A 20,844-nucleotide genomic window follows, 5' to 3' on the forward strand; every position below is an offset into this window, starting at 1 on the left:
TTGCAAACCTTCCGCGTGTGATTGACGGATGCGCGGCCCCCGTTGGAGGGTGTAGAAAATCTACTGCGCCAGAGTGCAAACGCGCTCGGCAGGGCATTTGCGGCAGTCATGCTCAATTTCTGCCTGATTACGGCAGCGGAGCATGCGCCGGATGCGCGAAATGGCCTCAAACGGCCCTGCTACCCACAGGGCCACGGCGTTGTGCAGCATGAGGCCGGTTTCTTCCAGCGGCCCGGCTATGCCCATGACGGGCGTGCCGATGGCCTTGGCCATGCCGACCTGCACGGCGCAATCCTTGCCGGAATCGCCCAGATAGAGCATCAGGTCTGCGGCAGCACAGGCGGCCTCGCGCTGCTCGGCGCTTACGCAGTTGCGCCCCACGCGCAGCAAGCGGCGGCGGTCAGCGAGCGGAATACTTAGAGAAGGGGCCTCACGCGTCCAGTCCAGCACGGCAAGGCCCTGAAGCCGCCGCATGCGGGCCTGAATCAGCCGCACGGCATGCAAGTGCCGATACGAGGCAACCGTGTAGACCTTGAATGCATCTGCGGCGATCATGCGCGTAACTCCGGGGTTGTGCGCCTGACATTGCTCATGATGCCGGGCAGCATTTCAAGCAGATCGTGGTGCGTGGCGCGCACAGAAAGGCGCTGCCCGCCCAGAGTGATGTGGTAGGTGCTCGCAACAGGTGCCTGTTTTGTGGCATCAGGCTTGACAGATCGCCCTCTGTCGAAATAAATTCTCTTCATCAGTAGCTCCTATGGAGTTTTGCCCCGCCGTGGTTCCAGCACGTCGGGGCGTTTTTATTTGCGGCCGTATTTTGCGTCGTGGGTGGCTTGCGCCAGCTTGCGAAAGCTCAAAATGGCCTCCACCACGTCATTGGTTTCTCCGTTGATTCGGGCCATTTCTTCCGGGTCCACATCGCCATCGGCAATGCGTTCTGCCGTAGCCGCCACATACTCGCCAAAATTTTTCACGGTATTCGCCAGACTTTGCACCAGTTCGCCACCGCAAGCGGCGGGCTGTTGCAACTTCAAAAAGATGCCTTCGCGCTCGCGGGCCATAAAGGCAACCGGAGCGTCAGAGTTGCACACATCCATAAGCGGCAGCAGCATATCGGCACCCAACTTGTGCCCGGGCTGGCGCGAAATTTCGCTCATCATGGTGTTGTAATTGGTGTAGCCCGAAAATTCGGCAATGCTGCGCGGTGTAAGCCCGGATGGCGCGGCTTTGACCATCTGGTGCACCACGGCAACCAGAGAAGGGTAGGATTTGATAACGATATTCCCGGCCATGCGATTGCGCCTCCGACTATTGCGTGGTCATAAACGAGAAAATTCGTTGAACTGAAAACGTGAATCTAGGCTTGGGCAAGGCCAGGGAAATGAGGTTGCCTGGGAGTTAGCCCCTTGCGCTTTCTGCTGGGAATGGGCAGGAGTTCTTCGGGAAAGCCCAACTTCAGCAGCATTTCGTGAATTTCAGGGGCGACGGTGTCGTTAAAGACTGCATATCGGGCAGAAGCTGGCCCTTTGCCTATTTGCTGGCCAAGGGCAGCAAAGGTGATGTTGTGTTCCCCCATCCAGTCTAAAAGCCGATGATAACGTTCAGTTGCCATGTATAAGGCCTCCTGATAAATTTTTTTTGAGTTGTTAACGTACGCTTAGCTCACTAACGAGCTTTTGGCAAAACTAGCGAGATTTGAGTTACAAGTCAACTTAAATCTCGCTTACGACGAGATAGCGAGCTTATGGAATTATTTGAGCGCATTAAAAAGATTGGAAAGGTTGTTGCCACATCTGACTCTGCCATAGCTGCTGCCATCGGCATGAAGCAGAGCACGTTTTCTGGCTATCTCAATGAACAGCGACAGCATAATCTCTGGCCACTTTTGCCTCTGATTCTTGAAGCCTTTCCGCATCTTTCACGACAGTGGCTTTACTTTGGCGAGGGGCCAATGCTGAAAGACGCCCAGCAAGAAACAGCGGAGCGTACTGTCTACCCCGATGATCCGCTTGGCCGCATAGCGGCGCTCACAGGGCTGAATACTCACGATGCCCTGCAACTACAGCTTGCTTTTGGCGTGGATTATTCGGAGATTCGCCCCTGGCTTGGAACCTATCTGCTCGCCCGCGAAGCCATGCAAAAGTGGCGGGCCGAGGGCGGAACGGAAGAAACCATGCCGGAACCGCCAGCGCGCATCCCCGATGCATGGTTGAACTACTTTTGGGGCCACTACGGTCCTAACCCCGGCTGGATTCAATATGGTGATCACCCGCACGGATCTGCCCCCAAGCTTATGCCGAACCCGCTGAGTAAAGAGCTGGATAAACTACATGCCCAGCTTGACGCGGCAGAGCGCAATTTGCACGCACTGCACCAGCAGAAATGGATGACGGAAGATGGGGCGGATCAAGGCGATGAGGGGCTTGCCCGCATGCCGCATACTGCCCCTGGAAACAGATAAGCGACGCGTTACAGTGAGGGGAGGGCGAGGTTTTCCCGCGCTGTTGGAATGTTCTTGCGCAATGATGCCCCTGAGGTCTCATGATTTTTTTGCACCACGCTGCATTACTCGAAATTGGATTTTATTGTGAAAAAGTTGATGTTTAGTTCGCTTGAAATGTGCGCAGGTGCTGGTGGTCAGGCCCTTGGCCTGGAGATGGGGGGCTTTGATCATGAAGCCCTGGTGGAACTGGAACCGGCAGCGTGCGCAACCTTGCGCCTCAACCGCCCCGCCTGGAACGTTATTGAAGGCGATTTGCGCCAGTTTGGCGGCGCTGCTTACAAGGGCGTTGATCTGGTGGCCGGCGGCGTGCCGTGTCCGCCTTTTTCCAAAGCAGGAAAGCAGCTTGGCGCAAAAGATGAGCGTGATCTGTTCCCCGAGGCCATTCGCCTTGTTGATGAATGCCGCCCCCAGGCCGTGATGCTCGAAAACGTGCGCGGCCTGCTTGATGCTGTTTTTGACGATTACCGAAACAAGGTCGAGAAGCAGCTCAAAAAGCTGGGCTACGTGCCGGGCTGGAAGCTGCTGAATGCCTCGGATTACGGCGTTTCACAGCTCAGGCCGCGCGTGGTTTTTGTTGGTATTCGCAAAGGCTTGGCCTCTGGCTTTTCGTGGCCAGAGCCGCTCACAAGGGAGCCGCTTACTGTTGGCGAGTTGCTGCACGACCTGATGAAGGCCAACGGCTGGCTTGGCGCCGATAGCTGGCGCGAGCAGGCCAACAGCATTGCGCCCACTCTGGTGGGTGGCTCTAAAAAGCACGGTGGCCCAGACCTTGGCCCAACTCGCGCCAAGCGTGCCTGGGCAGAGCTGAGCGTTGACGGTATGGGCCTGTGGGATAACGCGCCGCCACTGGAATTTGTGGGCATGCCCAGATTAACGCCCCGCATGGCCGCGCGGATTCAGGGCTTTCCCGATGAATGGCAATTTTTTGGCCGCAAAACCGCCGCATATCGCCAGATTGGCAATGCCTTTCCGCCCCCGGTGGCGGCGGCTGTGGCTCGGCAAATCTTCTCGGCACTGTCCGTGCAACGCATCTTTAAGGTGGCGTAATGACAACTTCCGCAGAGTTTTTAGAGGCCCGCAAAGCGTTCCATGCATCGTTGCTTGAATCGACCCTCACCATCAACAGCGCGGGGGTGGTCAGCAATGCAGACAGCAGCAATACCACCAGCAAAGCCATTGCCAAGGGCATAGCCGAGCGGCTTAAAGCAGAAACTATTGGCGAGCGCATTGCCGGGCAAACATCGGGCAACCAGTTTGAGAACATTTGCGCGGCCTTTGTGCGGGATACTTTTTTGAAACTTGGACATCTGCGCCCCGGGCTGTGGGACGTGCATCAGGTCACCGGGCGCAACCGGCTGGAGATTGCCCGTTACGAGCAATACGCCCACCTAGTGGCACTGGACCGCGCGGCCAAGGCTGACGCCGAACTGGCAGCCGCCCTGGGCAGCGACTATACCATTACGCCGGATATTGTGGTGGTGCGCGATACTGAAGAAGACAGCTCAATCAATGCCACGGCCTGCCTTGTTGACGACAGTGTGACCACGCTTGCCAGCCTGAGGAAGAGAAACGGCGGGCTGCCGCTGCTGCACGCCAGTATTTCGTGCAAATGGACGATTCGCAGCGACCGGGCGCAGAACGCACGCTCAGAGGCCTTGAATCTTGTGCGCAATCGCAAGGGGCGGCTGCCACATATTGTGGTTGTAACGGCAGAGCCTACGCCAAGCCGCTTGGCCTCAATTGCCCTGGGCACAGGGGATATTGACTGCGTGTACCACTTTGCCCTGTATGAGCTGCAAGCAACAGTTGAGGCCTTGGGCATGGAAGACGCGGCAGACCTTTTGGCAGTGATGGTAAAAGGCAATCGTCTGAAAGACATTTCAGACCTGCCGCTTGATTTGGCGGTATAGTACAACCAGTTTTAGCATTCTGTAAGAACTCTGATTACTAGAATAAGGCGTGGTGAAATGATGAGTGTTTGTATTTACTGCGGTAATGCTGAAGCGACATCTAGTGAACATATTTTGCAAGACTCTCTAGGATCAGATTTTCAGAGGAAAAATATATTATGTCCAGAATGCAATAACTTACTTGGCAGAACAATAGATGGAAATCTTGCTAAAGAATTTTTATTTTTTAGAAACTATCTATCTATTAGTGGTAAGAAGGGAAATGTTCCGACTTGCCAGATGGAAGATGTATCCGGGAATAAAATAGCGAGAAATGGGGATACTGGCGCTATCTCTACTATGGAAAAACCTGATGTAATCATCAGAAAAAATAGTGATGGAACTCAAGTGATTTCTGTAACTTCACAAATTTCAAATACTGAGGGGATAATCAAAGGATTAGAAAAAGGTTTTATAAAAGATGGAGTAGAAATAAAATCTATTTCCGTTAATGAATATCGTGCTGAGCCCGTAGGGATGCTTAAAGCAGAAATTAGCTTTTCTTTACCGACATACATTGCACTCAGAAAGAGTTTGATCAATTTTTGGTGTCTCTTGCGGAGAGTGCAAGATCTTTCCCTAATTCAAGCTGAAGCAAAAAAAATATATGACTTTGCTAAATTTTGTGACCATAACAATAGCGATGAAGATCGTGTCCAATATGCCAAAAGTCTTGGTCTTGATGGCTTCCCACTGACAGTCAAAATTTCTACATCGGCTAAAAACATACTAAAGGGCAATGCCTTATTATATAACTCAATTTTTCTTGTAAATGTTGGAGGAAGCCTTTACGGAGGTGTTTGTCTATTTAACGAAATTCCTTGGGGATTTAAAATTTCTGACACATCTTCAATATCAAATGTTGAATTTTTAACATTCAATATTATTGATCGAAAAATTGAAAAAGAACAGAATAATTCTAGCAAGTTAAATAGCAGTGATTTCAATTTTTTGTTTCTTGAAGACAGAGATCGGCTTGAAGCCGCGCAAAAGTACATTTCAGAGGCAGTTAATAAGTGTTGTGTTATGGATCACTACGCGGCCGTGCAGCAGGCTGTTAACGGGGATGATATAACAAAATTTCCCATCACAGGCCAAGATGCCATTCATGCTGTACTTCTAGAACGAACTGCTATTCTTCTCGGATGGCTATTTCTCGAATTTGAAATCAAGCCAGATTTTTTTAAGTCAGAAATTGGCAAGCTTATAGTGGAATCGTTTGTTTTACGCTTCCTTCAAGATATTGGCCCCAATTGTACCCTAACAGTCGATGTTTATAAACAATATATTGCATTTTGTACCATGATTGGAAAAGATGCGACCCAAGATAGTAAGTATATTTCTGCATTGAAGCATTTACACAGTATTTATATGAGATCATGCTCATAATAATCTTGCGGTGACTTGTCTAACCAGACGAATTTCATAGGAATACTGAGAACAGTAACAGCAAAAGCAAAAGTCCTACCGTTGCCGATAGGACTTTTATTTTTGCCATCTGCTGTCTGCTATTTTTTTACAAACTGAAGCACCCGGGCTTTTTGCTGCGCAGGTTTCAGTTTTTCAATCATTTCTGGCGAAACCTTCTGAATCGTCAGCAGGGATACAAGCTGCGCTTCTGTAAGGCCTATCTCAACGGCAAGTTCATCCAGCGTAGCTTCACCAACAAGCAGGCCAAGGGCATCTTCAAGCAGCGAGGGTAAGGGAGGGGTAAACTCCCCCGGCTCGTTTTTATTGATCTCTTGTCGCGCCATGCTAATAAAGGCGTTGGTGTACTGCCGCTCAGACATCACGCCGAGCTGTTTTGCCCTGTAGATCGCCGCCTTCATGGAAACGTGCCAGTATTTCTTTACTGACAGAAACTGACTGCGGCTATAGCGAGTGGGGCAGTCTGGCATGAATGTAGCCTGCGGCATGAGAAAGGCAGACGCAAACCTGTTTGCGCCACGTTCAATCAGCACATCTCCCGATGGATTGTTTTCATCCAGTAGCAAGTGGGCAAACTCGTGAGCGTAGTCAAACTGCATGCGGCTTGCCGGAGAATCCCCAGCAATCATGATGCAGGGGCGCTCATTCACCCAGGTTGCAAAGGCGTCTAACACTGCACATTCTGTGGGAAGCAAAACAATCCGCACACCAATGGACTCAAGCAGCTCAGCCATATTCAAAATTGGGCCGAGTCCAAGGCCTAGGGCCTTTCTTATTTCTACCGCGTAAAGCTCAAGCTGGCGTTCAGATGGCCTTGCACCCGTGTGCGGCTCAAACCCCACTTCGGGAAAAACAATACCGCGCTGCTCCAATACATCATAAAGAGCCAGCACGTCTTGGGCGAAGCGGGCAGCCTTGTATCTATCTGTTTGTGTTACAGAGCGGTTGGCCCTGAAATGGCAAGCCTCCATCCGTAAGGTAGGAGCAGCCGAAATGATCGAGGTCAGGTAAACTGCGGGAACCTCAAGAACCTCAACCAGCTTTTCAAACGTCTCAAATGAAAGGCCACATTTGCCCGATTCGTATTGTGAAATGGAGCTGGGCTTTTTATCCAGCATCTCGGAAAGGCGCTTTTTTGTGAGCCCCATTCGTTCACGCGCCAGGGTTATGCGCGCCGGATCCAAATGCTGGAAGTAATAATGAAGAGATTTCCCTGTAGTCATGGCTTCGCCTCCAATGCCCTGCGACAGGGGTCACAAATAGGTGAGGATTAACCTCACTCGCGAATAATTTTCTTTGCCTTTTTGGCAGGCTGTTCAACGCTCTGCCTAATGGCCTGTTTTTTATCTATCTGTTCAGGGGGCAATTTTGTATCACGCAACTCGGTTTTTGCCAAGTGGGGGGCAGCATCCCTGTGAACCTTGGGTTTGCGGGTAGCCTCTGGAACTGGTGCCGCAAGTGGCTCTTCCTCGCTATCATACAAAGTTGCAATCGTGAGGGCTTGGCAAGATCGAGTGCCAGCAGGCACAAGGATATCAAACGTGATTTTCCCAATGCCGTTGTCTTCGTCCAGGTCCACACCAATGGTGTACTCACCTTGGCTTACGGCAGACCTCTTAAGCTGTTCAGACAAGAAACACTGATTCTGAGTTATTGGGGAGCGCAAAAGTTTTTTAAGGCCTTTTGCGGACCGCGGTTGACGAGTGTTTTTGTCAACTCTGGATATAAAAAATCGTATGTATTGGCCTGAGATATTGGCAGAAAGCTCAAGAATGTTTGAGTAGGTTCTGCAGTTGAAGAAAGATTTTCCGCCAAGACAAAGCCTTTGTACCCTTCGGAAAGAGCCTTCCCAAAAAGCACACCCAACGATGTAATTTGAATAGTTAAGATCGCCTTCTGGGGTGGTACCAACTTCATATACCTTGATCGCGTCAGTTCCAGAGTCGAGTAAGCGTGGAACAATTTCTTCTTTCAATTTTTCAAAAAGCAGAGGGTCCAGATCAGCGGGATTAGGCATTTTTTCTCCTATGAAGTACAGATTTGTTTTTTTCTTTTATGTGAAGAAAATGTAAAAAACAAGTAAAAAAGTTAAGTGAAATTTTGGAAGTTGAAAATTATTTTGTTGAGAGCTGATGTTCACCCTATAATATCAAGCTATAATTAATAAAAAGCCGTTGGTGTTCGCTTGTGTGGCGCACACCAACGGCATAAAGCCTGACGGCAGAATGGTAGGGTTGCTAATTTATCTTGAGGTGCAGGCCTTCGTAATAGCTGCCGTTTGAGCGGATACTGTGGGCAAAGTCTTGCATTACCGTTCCGAAGGCACGCTTGCTTGGGGTGTCGCCATTTTTGCCTCTGTGCCAGCGCACAAAGGCGGCGTACAGCTCTGCCGCGCTGATGCGGCAGTCTTCTGCCCGCTGGCAGCACTCGGCCACAAACTGGGCTACCTTGTCTTTTAATGGCAGAGGTGGCGCAGGCGTTGCTGCCATCATGCGGCACAAAATGCGAAACCAGCCTAGGGCAGTGGTGCTATCCCCTTCGTCCAGCCGTGCGGTTTGCAGTGCGTCGCGCCAAAGGCGCTGGCGCATGGCAGGCCGCAGGTGCAGCATTTCTGGCACATTGGGCATTTGGGGTTGACGCGCAAGCTGTGGCAATTGTCCCTGTTTGGCGCTCTGCCGGGCGGGTAGGGCATAGCTGCCATTGCGCCTCAGGCTGGGCAGTACTTCTCCGGCCAGCCATTTCTGAAAGGGCAAAGCCCCTGGCTTGTCGCTGCGGCCAAGAAAGAAATACAAGCCCTGCTCGGAAAGGAATAACATTTCTTGAAGCGCCGAGGGGGTCTGGACCGAATAGACCCCCCTCCATTCTTGCGGGACATGCGAAATTGTCGCAACCCCTTTCCACTGATAGCCCAATGCTAGGGCAACATCCTTGGCGCAAAACCAAGATTCTCCCGTATCATCCACAGCAACTCGTACCAGAGCGCTGTCAAACGCAAAAGGGATGCAGCTAGTTGACATGGCGCATCTCACCTGTAGCTAGAAGTGCAAGGGCGGCAGGTTCTGCGGTTTCTGTAAGGCTTTCGAGGTTGGAGTGCAGCAGGCTGAGGGCGGCGTACATGTGGCCCATTTTTTTGCTCTCTCGCGCCGTCATCAGGGCGTACTGCAGCAGGGCAACGGTATCAAGGCAGAAAAGAAAGCGGGAATGGAACTGTTCAAGCGATAGGGGAGGCCGGGAGGCTTGGGTAGCTGACATGGTGGGACTCCTACGGAACTTTTCAGGTTCACATGGCAATCCCCCCAGCGGAGATTGCCGGGTGCTGAAAACAGCCGTAGGAGCTGCGGGCTAGTTTCCCCCAACGGGGTATTGTATTTCGCCCACACCCGGCAAATATGGCAGGGAGCGGCCCAGAATTTGGGCGCAAAAAAAGGCCAATTTTCGGGTTGGCGTGTCCGCCTACGTGGTGTTTTCAGCACCATAAACTCACATAAGCAATGCCCACGGCATATGTCAAGAGTGTTTTCAATTGGGTTTACCACTGTTAGGTTATAGCAAGCTTTCGTGTAGCTGGTTGTGGTTCCCATCAACAAATAATGTAGTCATGATTAGTCTAAATTAACAAATCCCTTATGTGTAACTAGCGTGTCTGGGTCCATGAACCAATGGTCAGAATTTTCAAAATCAGGTAGCTTCCTTCCAAGTAACGTGCGGTTGTTTTTGAATTTATTATCATCTCGATGAGGCCAGTAAATACCGATTGGACGGCATTGCATAAAAGGAAAAATTTTTACTAATTGTGGAGCTCCGCCAATTGTATCATTACGAGTCGTTTTTTTTAATAAATTTATAAGTGCCTGCATCGGTTCCATGTCAAAGCCACAATTATTATATTTTGAAAAATCTTTTCCATATTTATCCTCCAGTATGGAATACAACTCCTTCTTTAGTTCTTTTTTCATATCTCCAGCATATATAATTTTATCAATTTTTTTATTATGCAATTTCATACTTGAAGTGAAAGTGGTAAATTTTTTATTAATCTTGTCAAAAAAATATCTCCAGATCATAAAATCTTTTTTTCTCCAGGAGTATCCAGCAAAAACAAATTCATTTTCCTCTATACTTGCCGGATCTGCTACGTCATATATTGCGGAATACAATTGATTCACATGTTTAAGCGCATATCCATTTACGTCACATATGTCCATGGCTCTATCCACAATTGGAGCATGGCTACCCATTGCAAAAAATATTTGCATCATCATTGGGTAAGCATATTCAGTTTGCCCTGCGAAACATATTGCGCAGTCACTTCGTGGCAGTGTGATAATCTTGGGGCATTGATCCCATCTCAATCCACCGCAAATTCTACTATCTGACGCAATTAGAAGTTGTTTTGATGATCCACATTGTTTGACCCATGCAACTGCAACTGTCATGTGTAGTCTCCTTACGCGATTGTTGGATAATTAGCATTGTTATTTAGAGCAATACGATTTTTATAAATAGCGTATAAATAGTATTTGATTGCATGTAGCGTTTATTATCTCATTTTAATGAGATTGTTAGGTAAAATCACTTAGAGAGTATATTTTATTATATACAATTTTTTCAATTTTTGACATATTCTTAAGAGAACATAGAGTTGCGCTAGCTGAGTAATCTTTCCTGTCAGAAATAAAACCAACATTACTCACAAGTTGCATTGTTAATCTTTTGTAAAAAGTTGGAGTAGAGTCAATTATCATATTCAAGTCCTGATTTGTCATAGATAGGCATATCCAGACATACTGAGCGCTAGCGGGATCAGTGATGTCAAATCTATCGCCTAACAATTTGAGGGCTTGTTCATGACGGATTTCATTTTTATTCAATTTTGCTGTTATATCTTCAAACTCTTTGATGTTGAATTTTTTTTCAAATTTTTCTTCTAAATTACACTCTAAATTCATTCTATTTCTAGTTAAAAAAATCATGTGAAAGGCAACAAAAATTTCTTCAAACTGTAAATTTTCTTCTATTCTTAAAAATATAGAGAATAGTTCTAAATTTTGAATAAGTTCGCGCAAAGATTTGTTTTTAAATATATTTTTATCTGCAGTCAGAACTGAAGCTAATCCACATTGTACAAATCCTAGCTCCCCATAAATATTATCATATTTTTTAACTTCCAGAAGTTGGTCAAGTTTAATCCTTAGAAATTGCTGTTTGTCTGGATCTGGAAGTCGATAAAAAATGTCGATAAATTTCCCAAGATAGTTCAGGCGAGTATCTGCTGTGGTGTTGTTTTGGGGGAAAGTTTGATCTAGTTTACCATATTGTCCTAGTTGTTTTAAGCCAAAGGTGTGCTCTACTTGCTGTAATATCTGTTCTCCATCAAGGGCCAAAAGAAAAACAACATTTGATACGCTAAAGAGGTGCTTTATGCGTTCAAGTAATTCAATGGCATAATCTGGGCGACAACGGTCAAGTTCATCTACCATGATGAAAAGTGGAAAGTTTGTAGTGTCTCTTACTATTTTTGAAAAAGCCTCTAATTTCATGCAAAAGTCATTTGCAGCGGAATTAACTTCTTTAATTTTATTTGTCAGGTATTCACCAGCTTCACCACAAAAACTGATTGCCGCTCCACCAACAGGGTTACCTGTTGCTGTTAACACTTTGCCGCCCCACTTGAACAGCTTTGAGGCGACAGCCGCAACAGCCCTCGCGCTTTCTGCGTATGCTTTATTGGCTTTTTCTTCTGGATCAGTAATTTGCTCCTCAACTGTTGCCATCAGGTTGGCTAGCGGATCACCCGAGCAGTCATTTTTCCATGCATTAAAATATATGCACACTGCCTCGGGGTTTTCAGTGCTGAGGTAGCTGCGCCAGGCATTCAGGAAGAACGTTTTGCCGCTTCCCCATTCAGAGTTCAGGCCAATAACATAGGGGTTATATGTGTTCTGAATCAGCGTGGTAAGGCGCTTCACCAGCACTTTTCTGTCGCCAATAAGGTTGTCAAAGGTCTGCTCTGCAACAGGATCTGAGAGTTTGACGTAGCCGGTGGCAGCGGTTCCAATCTGTGAATCCATAATTCCTCCCCCAAAAAAAACGATACAAGTTTTCTTTGGTTGCACATGGTGCGCTTTGCGTCAACCTACTAGAGCAATTATGAATGGGTGCTGCACATTTGGGAGAGGAGTGACAGCTCGGGCAATTATGAGAGCGCAAAAAAACTCCAGTAAAGATGAAGCAGGCTTATGCGCTGAAAAAGAGGCTGCCTCCACGTTAGGCCCAGGCTTTGCGGGTAAGCGAGAGTAGGTTGATAAGCCTTGACATGATATCATTAAGTAATATCATTGCACCATGAAGCGCAAGCATACCGCCACCCTCACGCAGATTTTTGCAAGGCCTGTCCCAGGTGGTATTAGGTGGGCGGATATTGAGGCGTTATTCATTGCTCTTGGGGCAGAAATAAGCGAGCGAGAAGGCTCAAGAGTATGCGTGTTCCTCTTTGGGGAAATAAAGATTTTTCATCGCCCGCATCCAGAACCGACCACAGACAAAGGGGCGGTTGCAAGTGTGCGAAGATGGCTTGAAGAGCATGGAGTGAAGCCATGAAAAATGTAATGGATTTTGATGGATACAAGGCTGCTATTGCCTATGATCCTGAAATGGAAATGTTCCGCGGTGAATTTGTGGGGCTGAACGGCGGTGCAGATTTTTACGCTTCTGACCTTGCCGGATTACGCCGGGAAGGGAGCGAATCGCTACGCATTTTCCTTGAGGAATGCGCAAAGCATGGCATTGAGCCTCGCAAGCCCAATCGCGGAAATTTTGCCTTGCGCCTTGAGCCTGACGTTTATCATCGCGCAAGCGTTGCAGCAGCCGCGCAAGGAAAGTCCTTAAATGCTTTCATTGCGGATACGGTGAAGCAGGCTGTGGGCTAAAATTATTTGGATCTGGTCAATGTGCAGTCAAAGGCCGCCCAGAGATGGGCGGCCTTTTGTATAATCTGTGGCAGCTTTATTGGTGCTACCGTGCACAGGGGTGAGTTTTCCAGTAGGTTCCCTTATCGTCAGGGGTGCCATGTTCGTTGCACCGGATTACCTTCAGAAAGCGTTTTTCGTCAGAGTCATCGTGCTCATTGCTTCCAGCCTTCACCAAAAAAGCTCGGATGTCCGTGGTTGGGGGTGTTTGCATGCAATAGCATGTTGTTTTTGTATTTGTCAGAGTCTTTTTAACCAATTCAGAAGTCTTTTCAATGTTTGAAAAATTTGGTGAAAGCATAATAAAATATTTATTTATATTTTTGAATAACTCATGCATCCTTTCAAGCCTGTCTATCTTGTGAAACAATTGATCATAATCCCACCCAGAAGATAACTTTGCTTCGATAAGTATAATTGTGTTGTCTGCGCAAATTATGAAATCAAAGTCTTCTTGTGTTCCTAAAATGTCGCAAACTTTGCTTTTATTTCTGACTTTATGTCCCACATTCTCTTGGCTGTGTGTATCGTTATCTTGGTATAATGTGAGAGCAGCGATAAGCCAATCGATATGGTAGTCCATCGCCCACCATGCGTTTTTAAGGTCAATACTTAAGAGTTCTTTAAATTCGCCAGCCAAGGTGTCAATAAGCCCATCATTGAGAGGCAGGGCCAGATCGTCTCCGTTTCCGCAGCAGTTCCGAATGAGCCAGTAACGTTCTTTCCGGTTAAAAACTTCCAGGCATTGCGTCAGTGTTTTGCGGCTCATGGTTTGTCTCGTGGTGTGCAGTTAAACTTATTGGTATTGTTTGAAAGCAATTTATGTCGTCTATCATACTATTTTTGAGGTAATTCGTTTGGTATCAACCACCCAACGTCTGTTCAACCTTGCACATAAATAGGAAATGCCGGGATTAGCTCGGCTTTTTTGTGTCCCCTATCATGACGCTTGGTTGAGCCGAGACTTATGGAGTGATACGCCTGAGAAAATAGCGGACAAGCAGGGTCGGAGGGCGGCGATGTCATCACTCCTACTTTTTGTACAAAGCCTTTATTCCTCGAATTCCAAAGTGCAGTCGTGGCCTGAGCTTTTATCGTAAAGGGTAATTTCAATAATTTTGTCCATGAGTGTAGGGCCAACCTCATTCTGTGCGTCAATTACTTGCTTTTTTACGATATCTCGATTCAACGGATGGCAAGTCTTCAATTTATCTTCACAGTATTTTGCTGTTGCTGGATAACCGAAGTCTGAGCGGCTTTTGGCTGCATTTTTCCAAAGGATTGCAATCGGCTCACCCCGTTCATGTCGACCAAATCCACCGCGCAGAATGTCGTTGTAGGCATCCAGGTTGTGTCCTGTCCTAAAAGTAAGATCCTTTGTGAAGACCTCATCCACCTCGCAGAAGAAGCCCCCAATGGTGTCAAACCGTGCGCCATCAATTATAAATTTTTCTCGCATATTGCCTCACGCCTAGCTCGTTTTTCCATCATGTTTGCTCAAATGTCGCAATTGAGCAATTTGCCGAGGAGTCTACTATGTTTGGCAGAGTAGGGGCTTTTCCCCCCTATCTCTGCGCTGGGTTGAGCCGATATTTGAGAGTTGGTATGTATGAAAATCGAGCAGGGTATAGAGCGAGGCGTATGCCTCACAGTTGGGAGAGGGCTGAACCACTTGGCTTAGTGTACATAATCAACCTGGGGGAAGTATGCAGAAGGTCGTTTTTTTCACGATTGCCATTGCCTTTATTCTTTGTGCTGGCTGTGCCCCCCAAAAGCCAATGACACCAGAAGAAATCGCCGCAGAGCGAACCCGGCAAATGGCGATGATTACCCGTAACTATCCTGATAAAAAGCCAGAAGAGGTTTTGCTTGCCTCGGCCAGAATATTCAGCCTTGCCGACGATGATTACACCGTGAGCCATTCGCCGACGGCTATCCAAGCTCAACGGAATTGGATGATTTATCTTGTGATTTCAGCAGCAATGGGGACTGACACCTGGATCGTTGAAGTCACACCAGACGGGGATGGAACAAAGGTTATGGCGAGACATTCAGGCCAGGCCGCAAGTGTAACAGCAATGGCGGTGCCCACATCTAATGGTGGGATGTCCACGACAGCCGTCACCTCTCCAGCAATGCAAAATATGACGACACGCCCAGCCATCTATCAACTATTCTTCGCTCGACTTGATAATTTATTAGGAAAGCGTTCAGATTGGGTGACTTGCAAAGACGCAAATGCCCAATTTACTGATGGCTTTCTTGACCCGTTTTGTACTGTGGCGAATGACAGAACCCCTGATGGAAAATCCTCTGCGCAACGCCGGGAAATTGAAGAAAGGAACAAGCCAACGAGCGGTGTTTCAATTGGTGGATAGGCGCTCTGTCAAAGTGGATTGATTCTTGTTTTGGGTGAGTCATCACAAATAATATCATATTTTTGGGGGCCCTGTATGATTAACTACTTTGATGATGAGGACAAAAGGCACTGGCCATGGAGAGCAGTCCAAGTATGGCAGATTTTGGTCTCCAAGGCCGTTAATAAACAGCTCATGACCTACGGCGAGCTTGCAAATATACTTGGGTTTGAAGGGGCTAGAGTTCTCGCTCATCCTTTGGGGCATATTGCTGTTTATTGTAAAAAAAATGGCCTTCCTCCGTTAACATCACTGGTTGTCAACGTAGGTGGTTCACCAGGGGATGGATTTCCCGACAAGGAAAAATACTCCCCGCTTGATGAAGCAAGGTTTCGAGTGTTCACCCTCGAATGGTATAAGATTGTACCACCGACCGCAGAGGAGTATGCAGAGCTTGGAAGCGGGTTTGAAAAGGCTAATTAAAAATAGTCAGTGGTAGATTGTCGTTATGCTTTTAGCGAGTGTTGCTCTATGATCTATAGATAAGGCCGGGTTTCTCCGGCCTTTTCTCTACTCCCGCATCTCGGGCGGCAACTGCCGCCCCTCGACCTCGCTCTTGTAGCTTTCCAGACAGTGATTCTCATCGCCAAGGATGAGGGCCACGCCATCCACCAGGCGGCGTGGCCAGCTGCGCACGCCGTGGATATGCCAGCGCCAGCAGTGGGCGCTGATGGTTTCATCCGCCCACCACAGGCCAGCTTTTCGGCAGCGTGGCCACAAGGCCACCAATGCCGCCACAAAGCCCATAGCGGCATTGGCAGCCTGATCCAGCGCGATCAGCAACTGCTTGGTGTTGTGCGCAAGCTCTGCCTTGCGTGAATCCTTCATATGGCCTCCAACTCTTCGGCTTTTGCTCCCCGAGCCACAGCCTCGGCCAGCGCCGCCTTGCGCGCGCCACCCTCTGCCATGCGCGCCGCCTTGTGGGCCACAGCGCCGCCCGTGTACAGGGCAAGGAAGGATTCCGCCGTAAAGGTCAGCCGTACCAGCTCGCCCTGGCCGTCCTTCCAGTTTTTATAAGCGTTCCAGGCCACAGAATCTGGCAGACCTTTGCCGCCCATCTGGGCAAGCAGGGCCACGTTGGCAGTGTCCGCAAAATTCTGCTGGTCAAAGGCGTCATAGCTGAAATGGTAGCTCACGCCATCCACAGCGTACTCAAACCCCGCAGTGATGGCCGATGATGTGTCCGCATCGATGGCGGCGCGTTTTTCTTCAACGATGGAATCCACAGGCCGTTTCGGTTCTTCACCAGCCTTGTAGAGCCTGCCGTCCCAGCCGTGCACTACCTCATAATCAACCTCGACACTGCCGGGGAATGGTTGCGCGTCCCACATCTCAATATCACCAGCCGCATTTTTTATTACATATGTAGACATTAGTCTGCCCCTTCATCGTATATGAATGTCATAGCTAAATTGTTTGGGACATTACCATTAATCCACACTGCGTCACCCTTACGCACAGCAACGGTGCAAATAAGTGTTTGCCCACCTGCCGAAGCCCACTGGATATCGTCAGTTGTGTAACTTTCTCGACTCAGTCGGATATACTGTCCTGCTGCGGACGCTACGCCGCCAAACTTAAAAGCCCCGCTGGCGGGCGCTGCCGGGGTATTGCTGCCATATGCTGGCACAGCAACAGATATAGCTCTGGCGCTAGGTTTGCCGCAGTTCGCAACTTTGGCGGTACCTGTGCGCGTCATGTTATCCATATCCAGATTTGCCTTGCCCGCCAGACCTGCCATGTAATTCGACCAGTCGAACACGCTGGCGCTGTTCTGCGCTGATGCCAGAACCACAAAATGCCGCAGGCGTACCTGTTCATCGAGCACAGTTGTAACGTCATTGCGGTAGATGGCGTTACCAGCTGATAGATTAAAATTCATTGTCCCTAAGTATCCGACCCCACCACTGCCAACCCCTGCGAATTGACCGGCATTGCCGGGCGTGGGTATTGAGAATGCTCCTGTTGTGGCCGCCGGATTATCGGAACGGACACCACCAGTTGTGCCTGTAACATTCGGCAACCCGGCCTTGACGCTCTTGCCCAGCTCTGCGGCACTGGCGGCCTGAGTGATGGAATCGCCGTTTTTCAGCAGCGGCACCTTGAACTTCTGGGCGTCTTTATCCAATGCAAATTTGGCGCAGTTGCCCGTCAAGGCCACCTGGGCGGCGAAGGCGGCGTATGTGCAGGTGAGCAGTTTGCCGCCCACAAGATACGTGTCGTAAAACTCTCTGAATTGTTCACGCGTGTATTCCGCAGCGTCAGCCGGGACAGCGCCGTTGGGCACGTAGCCCTCTGCCGCCATCACGCTCATAACGCTACCGATCAGAGTTGTGCTGATGGCGGTGATGCCTTGCTCCGCGGCATCCATCCGCGTGCCATGATCAGCGGACGTTTCCCCCAGAGCATCCACGCGCTGGCCAAGGTCATCCTGCCCGGTCGTTAGAACTTGCAACTTGGCCGATGCCGCCTCATCAGCCTCAGAGCGTTCAGTTTTTTCGGTTTCCAGCGCGCGAGCCAACGCCTCAAGGCTCCCGGCCTGAACCTGGCTTCCCGCCTTGAGTCCCTCTACGTCACGGCCTTGCGATTCCAGGGCCGAGTCCAGCCCACGCAAGGCGCTGTCCACCTGCTGCGCGTGTGCGTCCAGCATGCTCATTGCCCTGCCAATGCGGGGCACGTCCTCATCCTGCATATTGCTCAGATCAGGCAAAGGCAGGGCCAGATGGGCTGTCTTGTTGTCTACCATGTTGCCTCCTACGCTACGGCCATGAGCCGCACGTCCTGCACCTGCGGCCGGGCTGATATTGTGCCGGTGAGGGTGAGCCTCACCTTGATGAGCTGCGCGCCAGCAAGGGCATGGGTAAAGCGGAACTCGACCAGCCCATCGCCCTGGTTAACGGTCGCGCCTGCCGTCATTGCTTCCCACGCGCCGCCGTCGATCTGGATCTCCGGCGTTACGGTCGCGCCGGAAGGGATAACGGCGTTGTAGATCAACACTGCCCTGGCGGCCCCGGTGGCCGGGATGCTGCGGCTGTAATAGTCTGCCGATTCCTGCACCGTGCCCGCCAAGAGTTGCGAGCCGGGCCAGAGCACGGGCGACCCCTTGGCATCGCCCACAAGCTTGGCGGAAACCTGCACCGCACCGGTTACAGGCTCGGCAAGGCGCACCGGCTGCCCCTCGGCAACGGTGAGGGAAGTGCCGCTGGGGAGTTCCAGGGCGTACTCCACCCGAGTCTTTGAGGTCGGCGTTTCCGCCAGCGCCCTACGGGGTATTTGTAGGGATAATAGCACAGAGTGAGTGTATTTTGTCAACTAAGCTAGTGAAGTAGCAGGAGGTGTGTGATAGGCTTGGATGGTATCAGGAAGTGCGGAGAGGGATTTGGGCAGGAAAATATTTTTTTGTGAAAAGTGCTTAGGACTTCTTCACAAGAAATATAAGCTATTATGTAGAAGTAACTAGCAAGACGGAATTTTGTTCAGCCAACTCTGAATTATCACATACAGAACAACGGACATGCAAAGTCTGTAGAAGAAAGAGCAGCATAGGAAAAAAAGGAAATATATGGGTTCCACTACTACGAAAGAGTTCCTGAGTCTTGTCAGGCAGTCATTTTTAGGGCATGTTAAATAATGATTTGGGAGCGCCGTTGCAAAAAAACTGAATTGTACGTCATTGCGGGTTGTTTTTCCAAAGGATGTAGTTTTAGAATATGATGGGAAATATCATACAATTTATAAACTGAGGATGTATCTATTATGACGGACAGTGAAAAGCTTATAATTTATAAGTCATGTGTAAAAAATGTTCGCTCTCATGAAAAAGCTTTTAAAGCCATAAATATGGTTATAAATAATTGTATGTCAAAAAATGACATGGAAGGTGAAAAAATACATACAAAAATAGCTGCTTTGCTTTTTTGTAGTTGGGCAGAATCTTTTTTTAAAAAATTGATTCATACACCACATGGTTTCACAACATCCGAAATAATAAGGATTAACAAAGTTACAAATGTTTATGGTAAGTGGATTAAATGTTTAGAAATAGCTTCTGCAAAAATAGCTACAGATGACAACGCTACAAAACAACATATAAAAGAATACTTTGAATCATTATGTAAAGAATACATTGAAAAGCCTAGCCATCTTAGGAATAGAATTGCGCACGGTCAAATTGAAATTGCACTAAACAGCACAAATACTGCAATAAACATTGACCTTACAAATAAGCTTGAAAATTTAAACATAGTAACCATACTGCAATGGAAATCAGTTTTTGAGCTTGTTTCACAAGGTATACTATACTTAATAGAGTCGTGGAGCAAGAGAGGCCCCGAAGGCTATACACAAAAAGTTGAAGAAATAAATACGAGAATGGCAAGTGTTGAGTCATGGACTATTGAGAAAAAAAGAGAGAATATTCAGCGTAAAAAAGATTCCAAGCGACTGAAAGATATAGTTAATTAACTATCTCCCTCAGTCGCCTAGAATCGAACTAGGATCTTCACAAACCACCTACATAAGTAGGCATGAATGTGTCGCTCGACCATATTGAGCTACGACTGCCTTATAAGATTACTTAAAATGAGATATATCGTCAACAAGAAAGCGCTTTTCTTAAAAGGGCATTTCAAATAACAAGCCTCTATCAAGAGCAACAGCAAGTCTAATCAAAATATTTTCACAACATTTCATTTTGTAGGTATATCTGTGGGTATCACCAATTTTATAGAAAAATTTCCTAACAATACCTAGATATTAACACAAACATCGTCGCCCCTTGGGGACGCCAATCAAGAAAGCAAGCTCTTACGAGAAATCGTAGGAGCTTTTTTGTATGTAGAAAACCCCCCGCTAGGCGGGGGGTTCCGTAAAGCTTAAAGCTTTAAGCATGTCAGCAAAACTCCTTTTGATTTGTTACAACAACTTGCGGTCTGGCAACTGCAAACGGAACAAATCAAAAGGAGGTCACAATAGGTGACGCAAAAAGTTTAGCTCACACAAAGTGGAACTGTAAATATCATATCGTCTTTGCCCCAAAATATCGTAGGCAGGTATTTTATGGAGAGAAAAGGCGAGCGGTAGGGGATATTTTGCGTAAGTTTTGTGAATGGAAAGATGTAAAAATACTAGAAGCAGAATGCTGCCCTGATCATATCCACATGCTGCTTGAGATACCCCCTAAAATAAGCGTATCGAGTTTTATGGGGTACTTAAAAGGTAAGAGTAGCTTGATGCTGTATGAACAATTCGGCGATCTCAAATTTAAATACCGCAGCCGTGAGTTTTGGTGCCGTGGTTTTTATGTAGATACAGTAGGAAAAAACACGGCAACGATTCAAGATTATATAAAGAAACAGCTGGATCGGGATAAACTCGGTGATCAACTGAGTCTCCCGTACCCAGGAAGCCCGTTTACGGGCCGCAAGTAACAGAAATGCAAATGTCAGATCGTGCATGCGCCTGCTAGGGCGCAGCTGGTAAGAGAGCCTTACAGGCGCATATGAAAAACCCCCGGCTATGCCGGGGGATATTTATTCGCTTTTTGAATTATTGTCAGTCTTGGGCGCGCGGACGGCTGC

26 protein-coding genes are annotated in these 20,844 nt (G+C 48.2%); 10 read left to right on the forward strand and 16 right to left on the reverse strand.

Translation table 11 applies throughout. The annotated features are described in order from the left end of the window. Positions 1 to 60 precede the first annotated feature (60 nt). The 4 genes from ACUZ9Q_RS06250 to ACUZ9Q_RS06265 all read right to left on the reverse strand — a co-directional run bounded on the left by ACUZ9Q_RS06250 (position 61) and on the right by ACUZ9Q_RS06265 (position 1,612). Positions 61 to 555: a translation initiation factor 2 gene (locus ACUZ9Q_RS06250; protein WP_449247526.1), complete on the reverse strand. Its 495-nt coding sequence runs from the start codon at positions 553 to 555 to the stop codon at positions 61 to 63. Further along, positions 552 to 746 (reverse strand): hypothetical protein, encoded by a 195-nt coding sequence (locus ACUZ9Q_RS06255; RefSeq protein ID WP_449247527.1) that lies wholly within the window; start codon positions 744 to 746, stop codon positions 552 to 554. The genes ACUZ9Q_RS06250 and ACUZ9Q_RS06255 overlap by 4 nt, the downstream gene beginning before the upstream one ends. A 54-nt stretch (positions 747 to 800) precedes the next feature. Beyond that, a complete protein-coding gene (locus ACUZ9Q_RS06260; protein ID WP_449247528.1) occupies positions 801 to 1,292 on the reverse strand; it encodes a phage regulatory CII family protein in 492 nt (163 codons plus the stop codon). A 65-nt stretch (positions 1,293 to 1,357) separates the two neighbouring features. Continuing rightward, positions 1,358 to 1,612 carry a hypothetical protein gene (locus ACUZ9Q_RS06265; RefSeq protein ID WP_449247529.1) on the reverse strand — a complete coding sequence of 85 codons (255 nt, stop codon included), beginning with the start codon at positions 1,610 to 1,612 and terminating at the stop codon, positions 1,358 to 1,360. 132 nt (positions 1,613 to 1,744) lie between these two features. Here ACUZ9Q_RS06265 and ACUZ9Q_RS06270 point away from each other — a divergent pair, with 132 nt between their 5' ends. The 4 genes from ACUZ9Q_RS06270 to ACUZ9Q_RS06285 all read left to right on the forward strand — a co-directional run bounded on the left by ACUZ9Q_RS06270 (position 1,745) and on the right by ACUZ9Q_RS06285 (position 5,841). Further along, on the forward strand, positions 1,745 to 2,461 hold the full coding sequence (locus ACUZ9Q_RS06270; RefSeq protein WP_449247530.1) for a hypothetical protein: 717 nt from the start codon (positions 1,745 to 1,747) through the stop codon (positions 2,459 to 2,461). A 126-nt stretch (positions 2,462 to 2,587) separates the two neighbouring features. Beyond that, positions 2,588 to 3,550 (forward strand): DNA cytosine methyltransferase, encoded by a 963-nt coding sequence (locus ACUZ9Q_RS06275; protein WP_449247531.1) that lies wholly within the window; start codon positions 2,588 to 2,590, stop codon positions 3,548 to 3,550. Beyond that, the gene (locus tag ACUZ9Q_RS06280) at positions 3,550 to 4,413 is read left to right on the forward strand and encodes an NgoMIV family type II restriction endonuclease (protein WP_449247532.1); all 864 of its coding nucleotides are present in this window, start codon (positions 3,550 to 3,552) and stop codon (positions 4,411 to 4,413) included. The genes ACUZ9Q_RS06275 and ACUZ9Q_RS06280 overlap by 1 nt, the downstream gene beginning before the upstream one ends. Before the next feature lie 57 nt (positions 4,414 to 4,470). Beyond that, entirely contained in the window at positions 4,471 to 5,841 is a 1,371-nt protein-coding gene (locus ACUZ9Q_RS06285) for an HNH endonuclease (protein ID WP_449247533.1), read from the forward strand. A gap of 119 nt (positions 5,842 to 5,960) precedes the next feature. On the opposite strand, the gene ACUZ9Q_RS06290 is transcribed toward ACUZ9Q_RS06285, so the two are convergent. The 6 genes from ACUZ9Q_RS06290 to ACUZ9Q_RS06315 all read right to left on the reverse strand — a co-directional run bounded on the left by ACUZ9Q_RS06290 (position 5,961) and on the right by ACUZ9Q_RS06315 (position 11,951). Then, positions 5,961 to 7,103, reverse strand: a complete 1,143-nt coding sequence (locus tag ACUZ9Q_RS06290; RefSeq protein WP_449247534.1) for an XRE family transcriptional regulator — start codon at positions 7,101 to 7,103, stop codon at positions 5,961 to 5,963. A 53-nt stretch (positions 7,104 to 7,156) separates the two neighbouring features. Continuing rightward, entirely contained in the window at positions 7,157 to 7,897 is a 741-nt protein-coding gene (locus ACUZ9Q_RS06295) for a hypothetical protein (RefSeq protein ID WP_449247535.1), read from the reverse strand. 220 nt (positions 7,898 to 8,117) lie between these two features. Next, the gene (locus tag ACUZ9Q_RS06300; RefSeq protein ID WP_449247536.1) at positions 8,118 to 8,897 is read right to left on the reverse strand and encodes a BRO family protein; all 780 of its coding nucleotides are present in this window, start codon (positions 8,895 to 8,897) and stop codon (positions 8,118 to 8,120) included. Further along, entirely contained in the window at positions 8,887 to 9,132 is a 246-nt protein-coding gene (locus ACUZ9Q_RS06305) for a hypothetical protein (RefSeq protein WP_449247537.1), read from the reverse strand. The genes ACUZ9Q_RS06300 and ACUZ9Q_RS06305 overlap by 11 nt, the downstream gene beginning before the upstream one ends. Before the next feature lie 350 nt (positions 9,133 to 9,482). Further along, a complete protein-coding gene (locus tag ACUZ9Q_RS06310; RefSeq protein ID WP_449247538.1) occupies positions 9,483 to 10,316 on the reverse strand; it encodes a hypothetical protein in 834 nt (277 codons plus the stop codon). A gap of 126 nt (positions 10,317 to 10,442) precedes the next feature. Continuing rightward, positions 10,443 to 11,951, reverse strand: coding sequence for a KAP family P-loop NTPase fold protein (locus tag ACUZ9Q_RS06315; protein ID WP_449247539.1), 1,509 nt, complete (start codon positions 11,949 to 11,951; stop codon positions 10,443 to 10,445). Positions 11,952 to 12,225: 274 nt separating this feature from the next. Between ACUZ9Q_RS06315 and ACUZ9Q_RS06320 the strand changes: the two genes are divergently transcribed. Next, complete coding sequence (locus ACUZ9Q_RS06320; protein ID WP_449247540.1) at positions 12,226 to 12,480, forward strand: type II toxin-antitoxin system HicA family toxin; 255 nt, start codon at positions 12,226 to 12,228, stop codon at positions 12,478 to 12,480. Next, positions 12,477 to 12,809, forward strand: a complete 333-nt coding sequence (locus tag ACUZ9Q_RS06325; protein WP_449247541.1) for a type II toxin-antitoxin system HicB family antitoxin — start codon at positions 12,477 to 12,479, stop codon at positions 12,807 to 12,809. The genes ACUZ9Q_RS06320 and ACUZ9Q_RS06325 overlap by 4 nt, the downstream gene beginning before the upstream one ends. Positions 12,810 to 12,894: 85 nt before the next feature. On the opposite strand, the gene ACUZ9Q_RS06330 is transcribed toward ACUZ9Q_RS06325, so the two are convergent. After that, on the reverse strand, positions 12,895 to 13,617 hold the full coding sequence (locus ACUZ9Q_RS06330; RefSeq protein ID WP_449247542.1) for a hypothetical protein: 723 nt from the start codon (positions 13,615 to 13,617) through the stop codon (positions 12,895 to 12,897). Positions 13,618 to 13,899: 282 nt separating this feature from the next. Next, positions 13,900 to 14,307 carry a barstar family protein gene (locus ACUZ9Q_RS06335; protein ID WP_449247543.1) on the reverse strand — a complete coding sequence of 136 codons (408 nt, stop codon included), beginning with the start codon at positions 14,305 to 14,307 and terminating at the stop codon, positions 13,900 to 13,902. Between the two features lie 247 nt (positions 14,308 to 14,554). Between ACUZ9Q_RS06335 and ACUZ9Q_RS06340 the strand changes: the two genes are divergently transcribed. Together ACUZ9Q_RS06340 and ACUZ9Q_RS06345 are read left to right on the forward strand one after the other, a co-directional pair. Continuing rightward, positions 14,555 to 15,226, forward strand: a complete 672-nt coding sequence (locus ACUZ9Q_RS06340; RefSeq protein WP_449247544.1) for a hypothetical protein — start codon at positions 14,555 to 14,557, stop codon at positions 15,224 to 15,226. Between the two features lie 75 nt (positions 15,227 to 15,301). Beyond that, positions 15,302 to 15,688 (forward strand): hypothetical protein, encoded by a 387-nt coding sequence (locus ACUZ9Q_RS06345; RefSeq protein WP_240825642.1) that lies wholly within the window; start codon positions 15,302 to 15,304, stop codon positions 15,686 to 15,688. 87 nt (positions 15,689 to 15,775) lie between these two features. On the opposite strand, the gene ACUZ9Q_RS06350 is transcribed toward ACUZ9Q_RS06345, so the two are convergent. The 4 genes from ACUZ9Q_RS06350 to ACUZ9Q_RS06365 are packed head-to-tail and all read right to left on the reverse strand — an operon-like array spanning position 15,776 to position 18,493. Beyond that, positions 15,776 to 16,093 (reverse strand): pseudouridine synthase, encoded by a 318-nt coding sequence (locus ACUZ9Q_RS06350; protein WP_297893698.1) that lies wholly within the window; start codon positions 16,091 to 16,093, stop codon positions 15,776 to 15,778. After that, positions 16,090 to 16,638 (reverse strand): DUF4376 domain-containing protein, encoded by a 549-nt coding sequence (locus ACUZ9Q_RS06355; RefSeq protein ID WP_449247545.1) that lies wholly within the window; start codon positions 16,636 to 16,638, stop codon positions 16,090 to 16,092. Before ACUZ9Q_RS06355 ends, ACUZ9Q_RS06350 begins: the two co-directional genes overlap by 4 nt. Continuing rightward, positions 16,638 to 18,011, reverse strand: a complete 1,374-nt coding sequence (locus ACUZ9Q_RS06360; RefSeq protein ID WP_449247546.1) for a hypothetical protein — start codon at positions 18,009 to 18,011, stop codon at positions 16,638 to 16,640. Before ACUZ9Q_RS06360 ends, ACUZ9Q_RS06355 begins: the two co-directional genes overlap by 1 nt. An 8-nt stretch (positions 18,012 to 18,019) precedes the next feature. Next, positions 18,020 to 18,493, reverse strand: a complete 474-nt coding sequence (locus ACUZ9Q_RS06365; protein ID WP_449247547.1) for a hypothetical protein — start codon at positions 18,491 to 18,493, stop codon at positions 18,020 to 18,022. Between the two features lie 528 nt (positions 18,494 to 19,021). Here ACUZ9Q_RS06365 and ACUZ9Q_RS06370 point away from each other — a divergent pair. Together ACUZ9Q_RS06370 and tnpA are read left to right on the forward strand one after the other, a co-directional pair. Further along, complete coding sequence (locus ACUZ9Q_RS06370; RefSeq protein WP_449247548.1) at positions 19,022 to 19,729, forward strand: hypothetical protein; 708 nt, start codon at positions 19,022 to 19,024, stop codon at positions 19,727 to 19,729. Positions 19,730 to 20,235: 506 nt separating this feature from the next. After that, on the forward strand, positions 20,236 to 20,694 hold the full coding sequence (gene tnpA, locus ACUZ9Q_RS06375) for an IS200/IS605 family transposase (protein WP_449248132.1): 459 nt from the start codon (positions 20,236 to 20,238) through the stop codon (positions 20,692 to 20,694). Positions 20,695 to 20,844 lie beyond the last annotated feature (150 nt).

The sequence above is a fragment of the Desulfovibrio desulfopostgatei genome (assembly GCF_053570645.1).

What these genes read in the sequence shown, in the direction of transcription:
- ACUZ9Q_RS06250 (WP_449247526.1), bottom strand. Translation starts at nt 555, where the DNA reads ATGATCGCCGCAGATGCATTCAAGGTCTACACGGTTGCCTCGTATCGG.
- ACUZ9Q_RS06255 (WP_449247527.1), bottom strand. Translation starts at nt 746, where the DNA reads ATGAAGAGAATTTATTTCGACAGAGGGCGATCTGTCAAGCCTGATGCC.
- ACUZ9Q_RS06260 (WP_449247528.1), bottom strand. Translation starts at nt 1,292, where the DNA reads ATGGCCGGGAATATCGTTATCAAATCCTACCCTTCTCTGGTTGCCGTG.
- ACUZ9Q_RS06265 (WP_449247529.1), bottom strand. Translation starts at nt 1,612, where the DNA reads ATGGCAACTGAACGTTATCATCGGCTTTTAGACTGGATGGGGGAACAC.
- ACUZ9Q_RS06270 (WP_449247530.1), top strand. Translation starts at nt 1,745, where the DNA reads ATGGAATTATTTGAGCGCATTAAAAAGATTGGAAAGGTTGTTGCCACA.
- ACUZ9Q_RS06280 (WP_449247532.1), top strand. Translation starts at nt 3,550, where the DNA reads ATGACAACTTCCGCAGAGTTTTTAGAGGCCCGCAAAGCGTTCCATGCA.
- ACUZ9Q_RS06285 (WP_449247533.1), top strand. Translation starts at nt 4,471, where the DNA reads ATGATGAGTGTTTGTATTTACTGCGGTAATGCTGAAGCGACATCTAGT.
- ACUZ9Q_RS06290 (WP_449247534.1), bottom strand. Translation starts at nt 7,103, where the DNA reads ATGACTACAGGGAAATCTCTTCATTATTACTTCCAGCATTTGGATCCG.
- ACUZ9Q_RS06295 (WP_449247535.1), bottom strand. Translation starts at nt 7,897, where the DNA reads ATGCCTAATCCCGCTGATCTGGACCCTCTGCTTTTTGAAAAATTGAAA.
- ACUZ9Q_RS06300 (WP_449247536.1), bottom strand. Translation starts at nt 8,897, where the DNA reads ATGTCAACTAGCTGCATCCCTTTTGCGTTTGACAGCGCTCTGGTACGA.
- ACUZ9Q_RS06305 (WP_449247537.1), bottom strand. Translation starts at nt 9,132, where the DNA reads ATGTCAGCTACCCAAGCCTCCCGGCCTCCCCTATCGCTTGAACAGTTC.
- ACUZ9Q_RS06310 (WP_449247538.1), bottom strand. Translation starts at nt 10,316, where the DNA reads ATGACAGTTGCAGTTGCATGGGTCAAACAATGTGGATCATCAAAACAA.
- ACUZ9Q_RS06315 (WP_449247539.1), bottom strand. Translation starts at nt 11,951, where the DNA reads ATGGATTCACAGATTGGAACCGCTGCCACCGGCTACGTCAAACTCTCA.
- ACUZ9Q_RS06320 (WP_449247540.1), top strand. Translation starts at nt 12,226, where the DNA reads ATGAAGCGCAAGCATACCGCCACCCTCACGCAGATTTTTGCAAGGCCT.
- ACUZ9Q_RS06325 (WP_449247541.1), top strand. Translation starts at nt 12,477, where the DNA reads ATGAAAAATGTAATGGATTTTGATGGATACAAGGCTGCTATTGCCTAT.
- ACUZ9Q_RS06330 (WP_449247542.1), bottom strand. Translation starts at nt 13,617, where the DNA reads ATGAGCCGCAAAACACTGACGCAATGCCTGGAAGTTTTTAACCGGAAA.
- ACUZ9Q_RS06335 (WP_449247543.1), bottom strand. Translation starts at nt 14,307, where the DNA reads ATGCGAGAAAAATTTATAATTGATGGCGCACGGTTTGACACCATTGGG.
- ACUZ9Q_RS06340 (WP_449247544.1), top strand. Translation starts at nt 14,555, where the DNA reads ATGCAGAAGGTCGTTTTTTTCACGATTGCCATTGCCTTTATTCTTTGT.
- ACUZ9Q_RS06345 (WP_240825642.1), top strand. Translation starts at nt 15,302, where the DNA reads ATGATTAACTACTTTGATGATGAGGACAAAAGGCACTGGCCATGGAGA.
- ACUZ9Q_RS06350 (WP_297893698.1), bottom strand. Translation starts at nt 16,093, where the DNA reads ATGAAGGATTCACGCAAGGCAGAGCTTGCGCACAACACCAAGCAGTTG.
- ACUZ9Q_RS06355 (WP_449247545.1), bottom strand. Translation starts at nt 16,638, where the DNA reads ATGTCTACATATGTAATAAAAAATGCGGCTGGTGATATTGAGATGTGG.
- ACUZ9Q_RS06360 (WP_449247546.1), bottom strand. Translation starts at nt 18,011, where the DNA reads ATGGTAGACAACAAGACAGCCCATCTGGCCCTGCCTTTGCCTGATCTG.
- ACUZ9Q_RS06370 (WP_449247548.1), top strand. Translation starts at nt 19,022, where the DNA reads ATGACGGACAGTGAAAAGCTTATAATTTATAAGTCATGTGTAAAAAAT.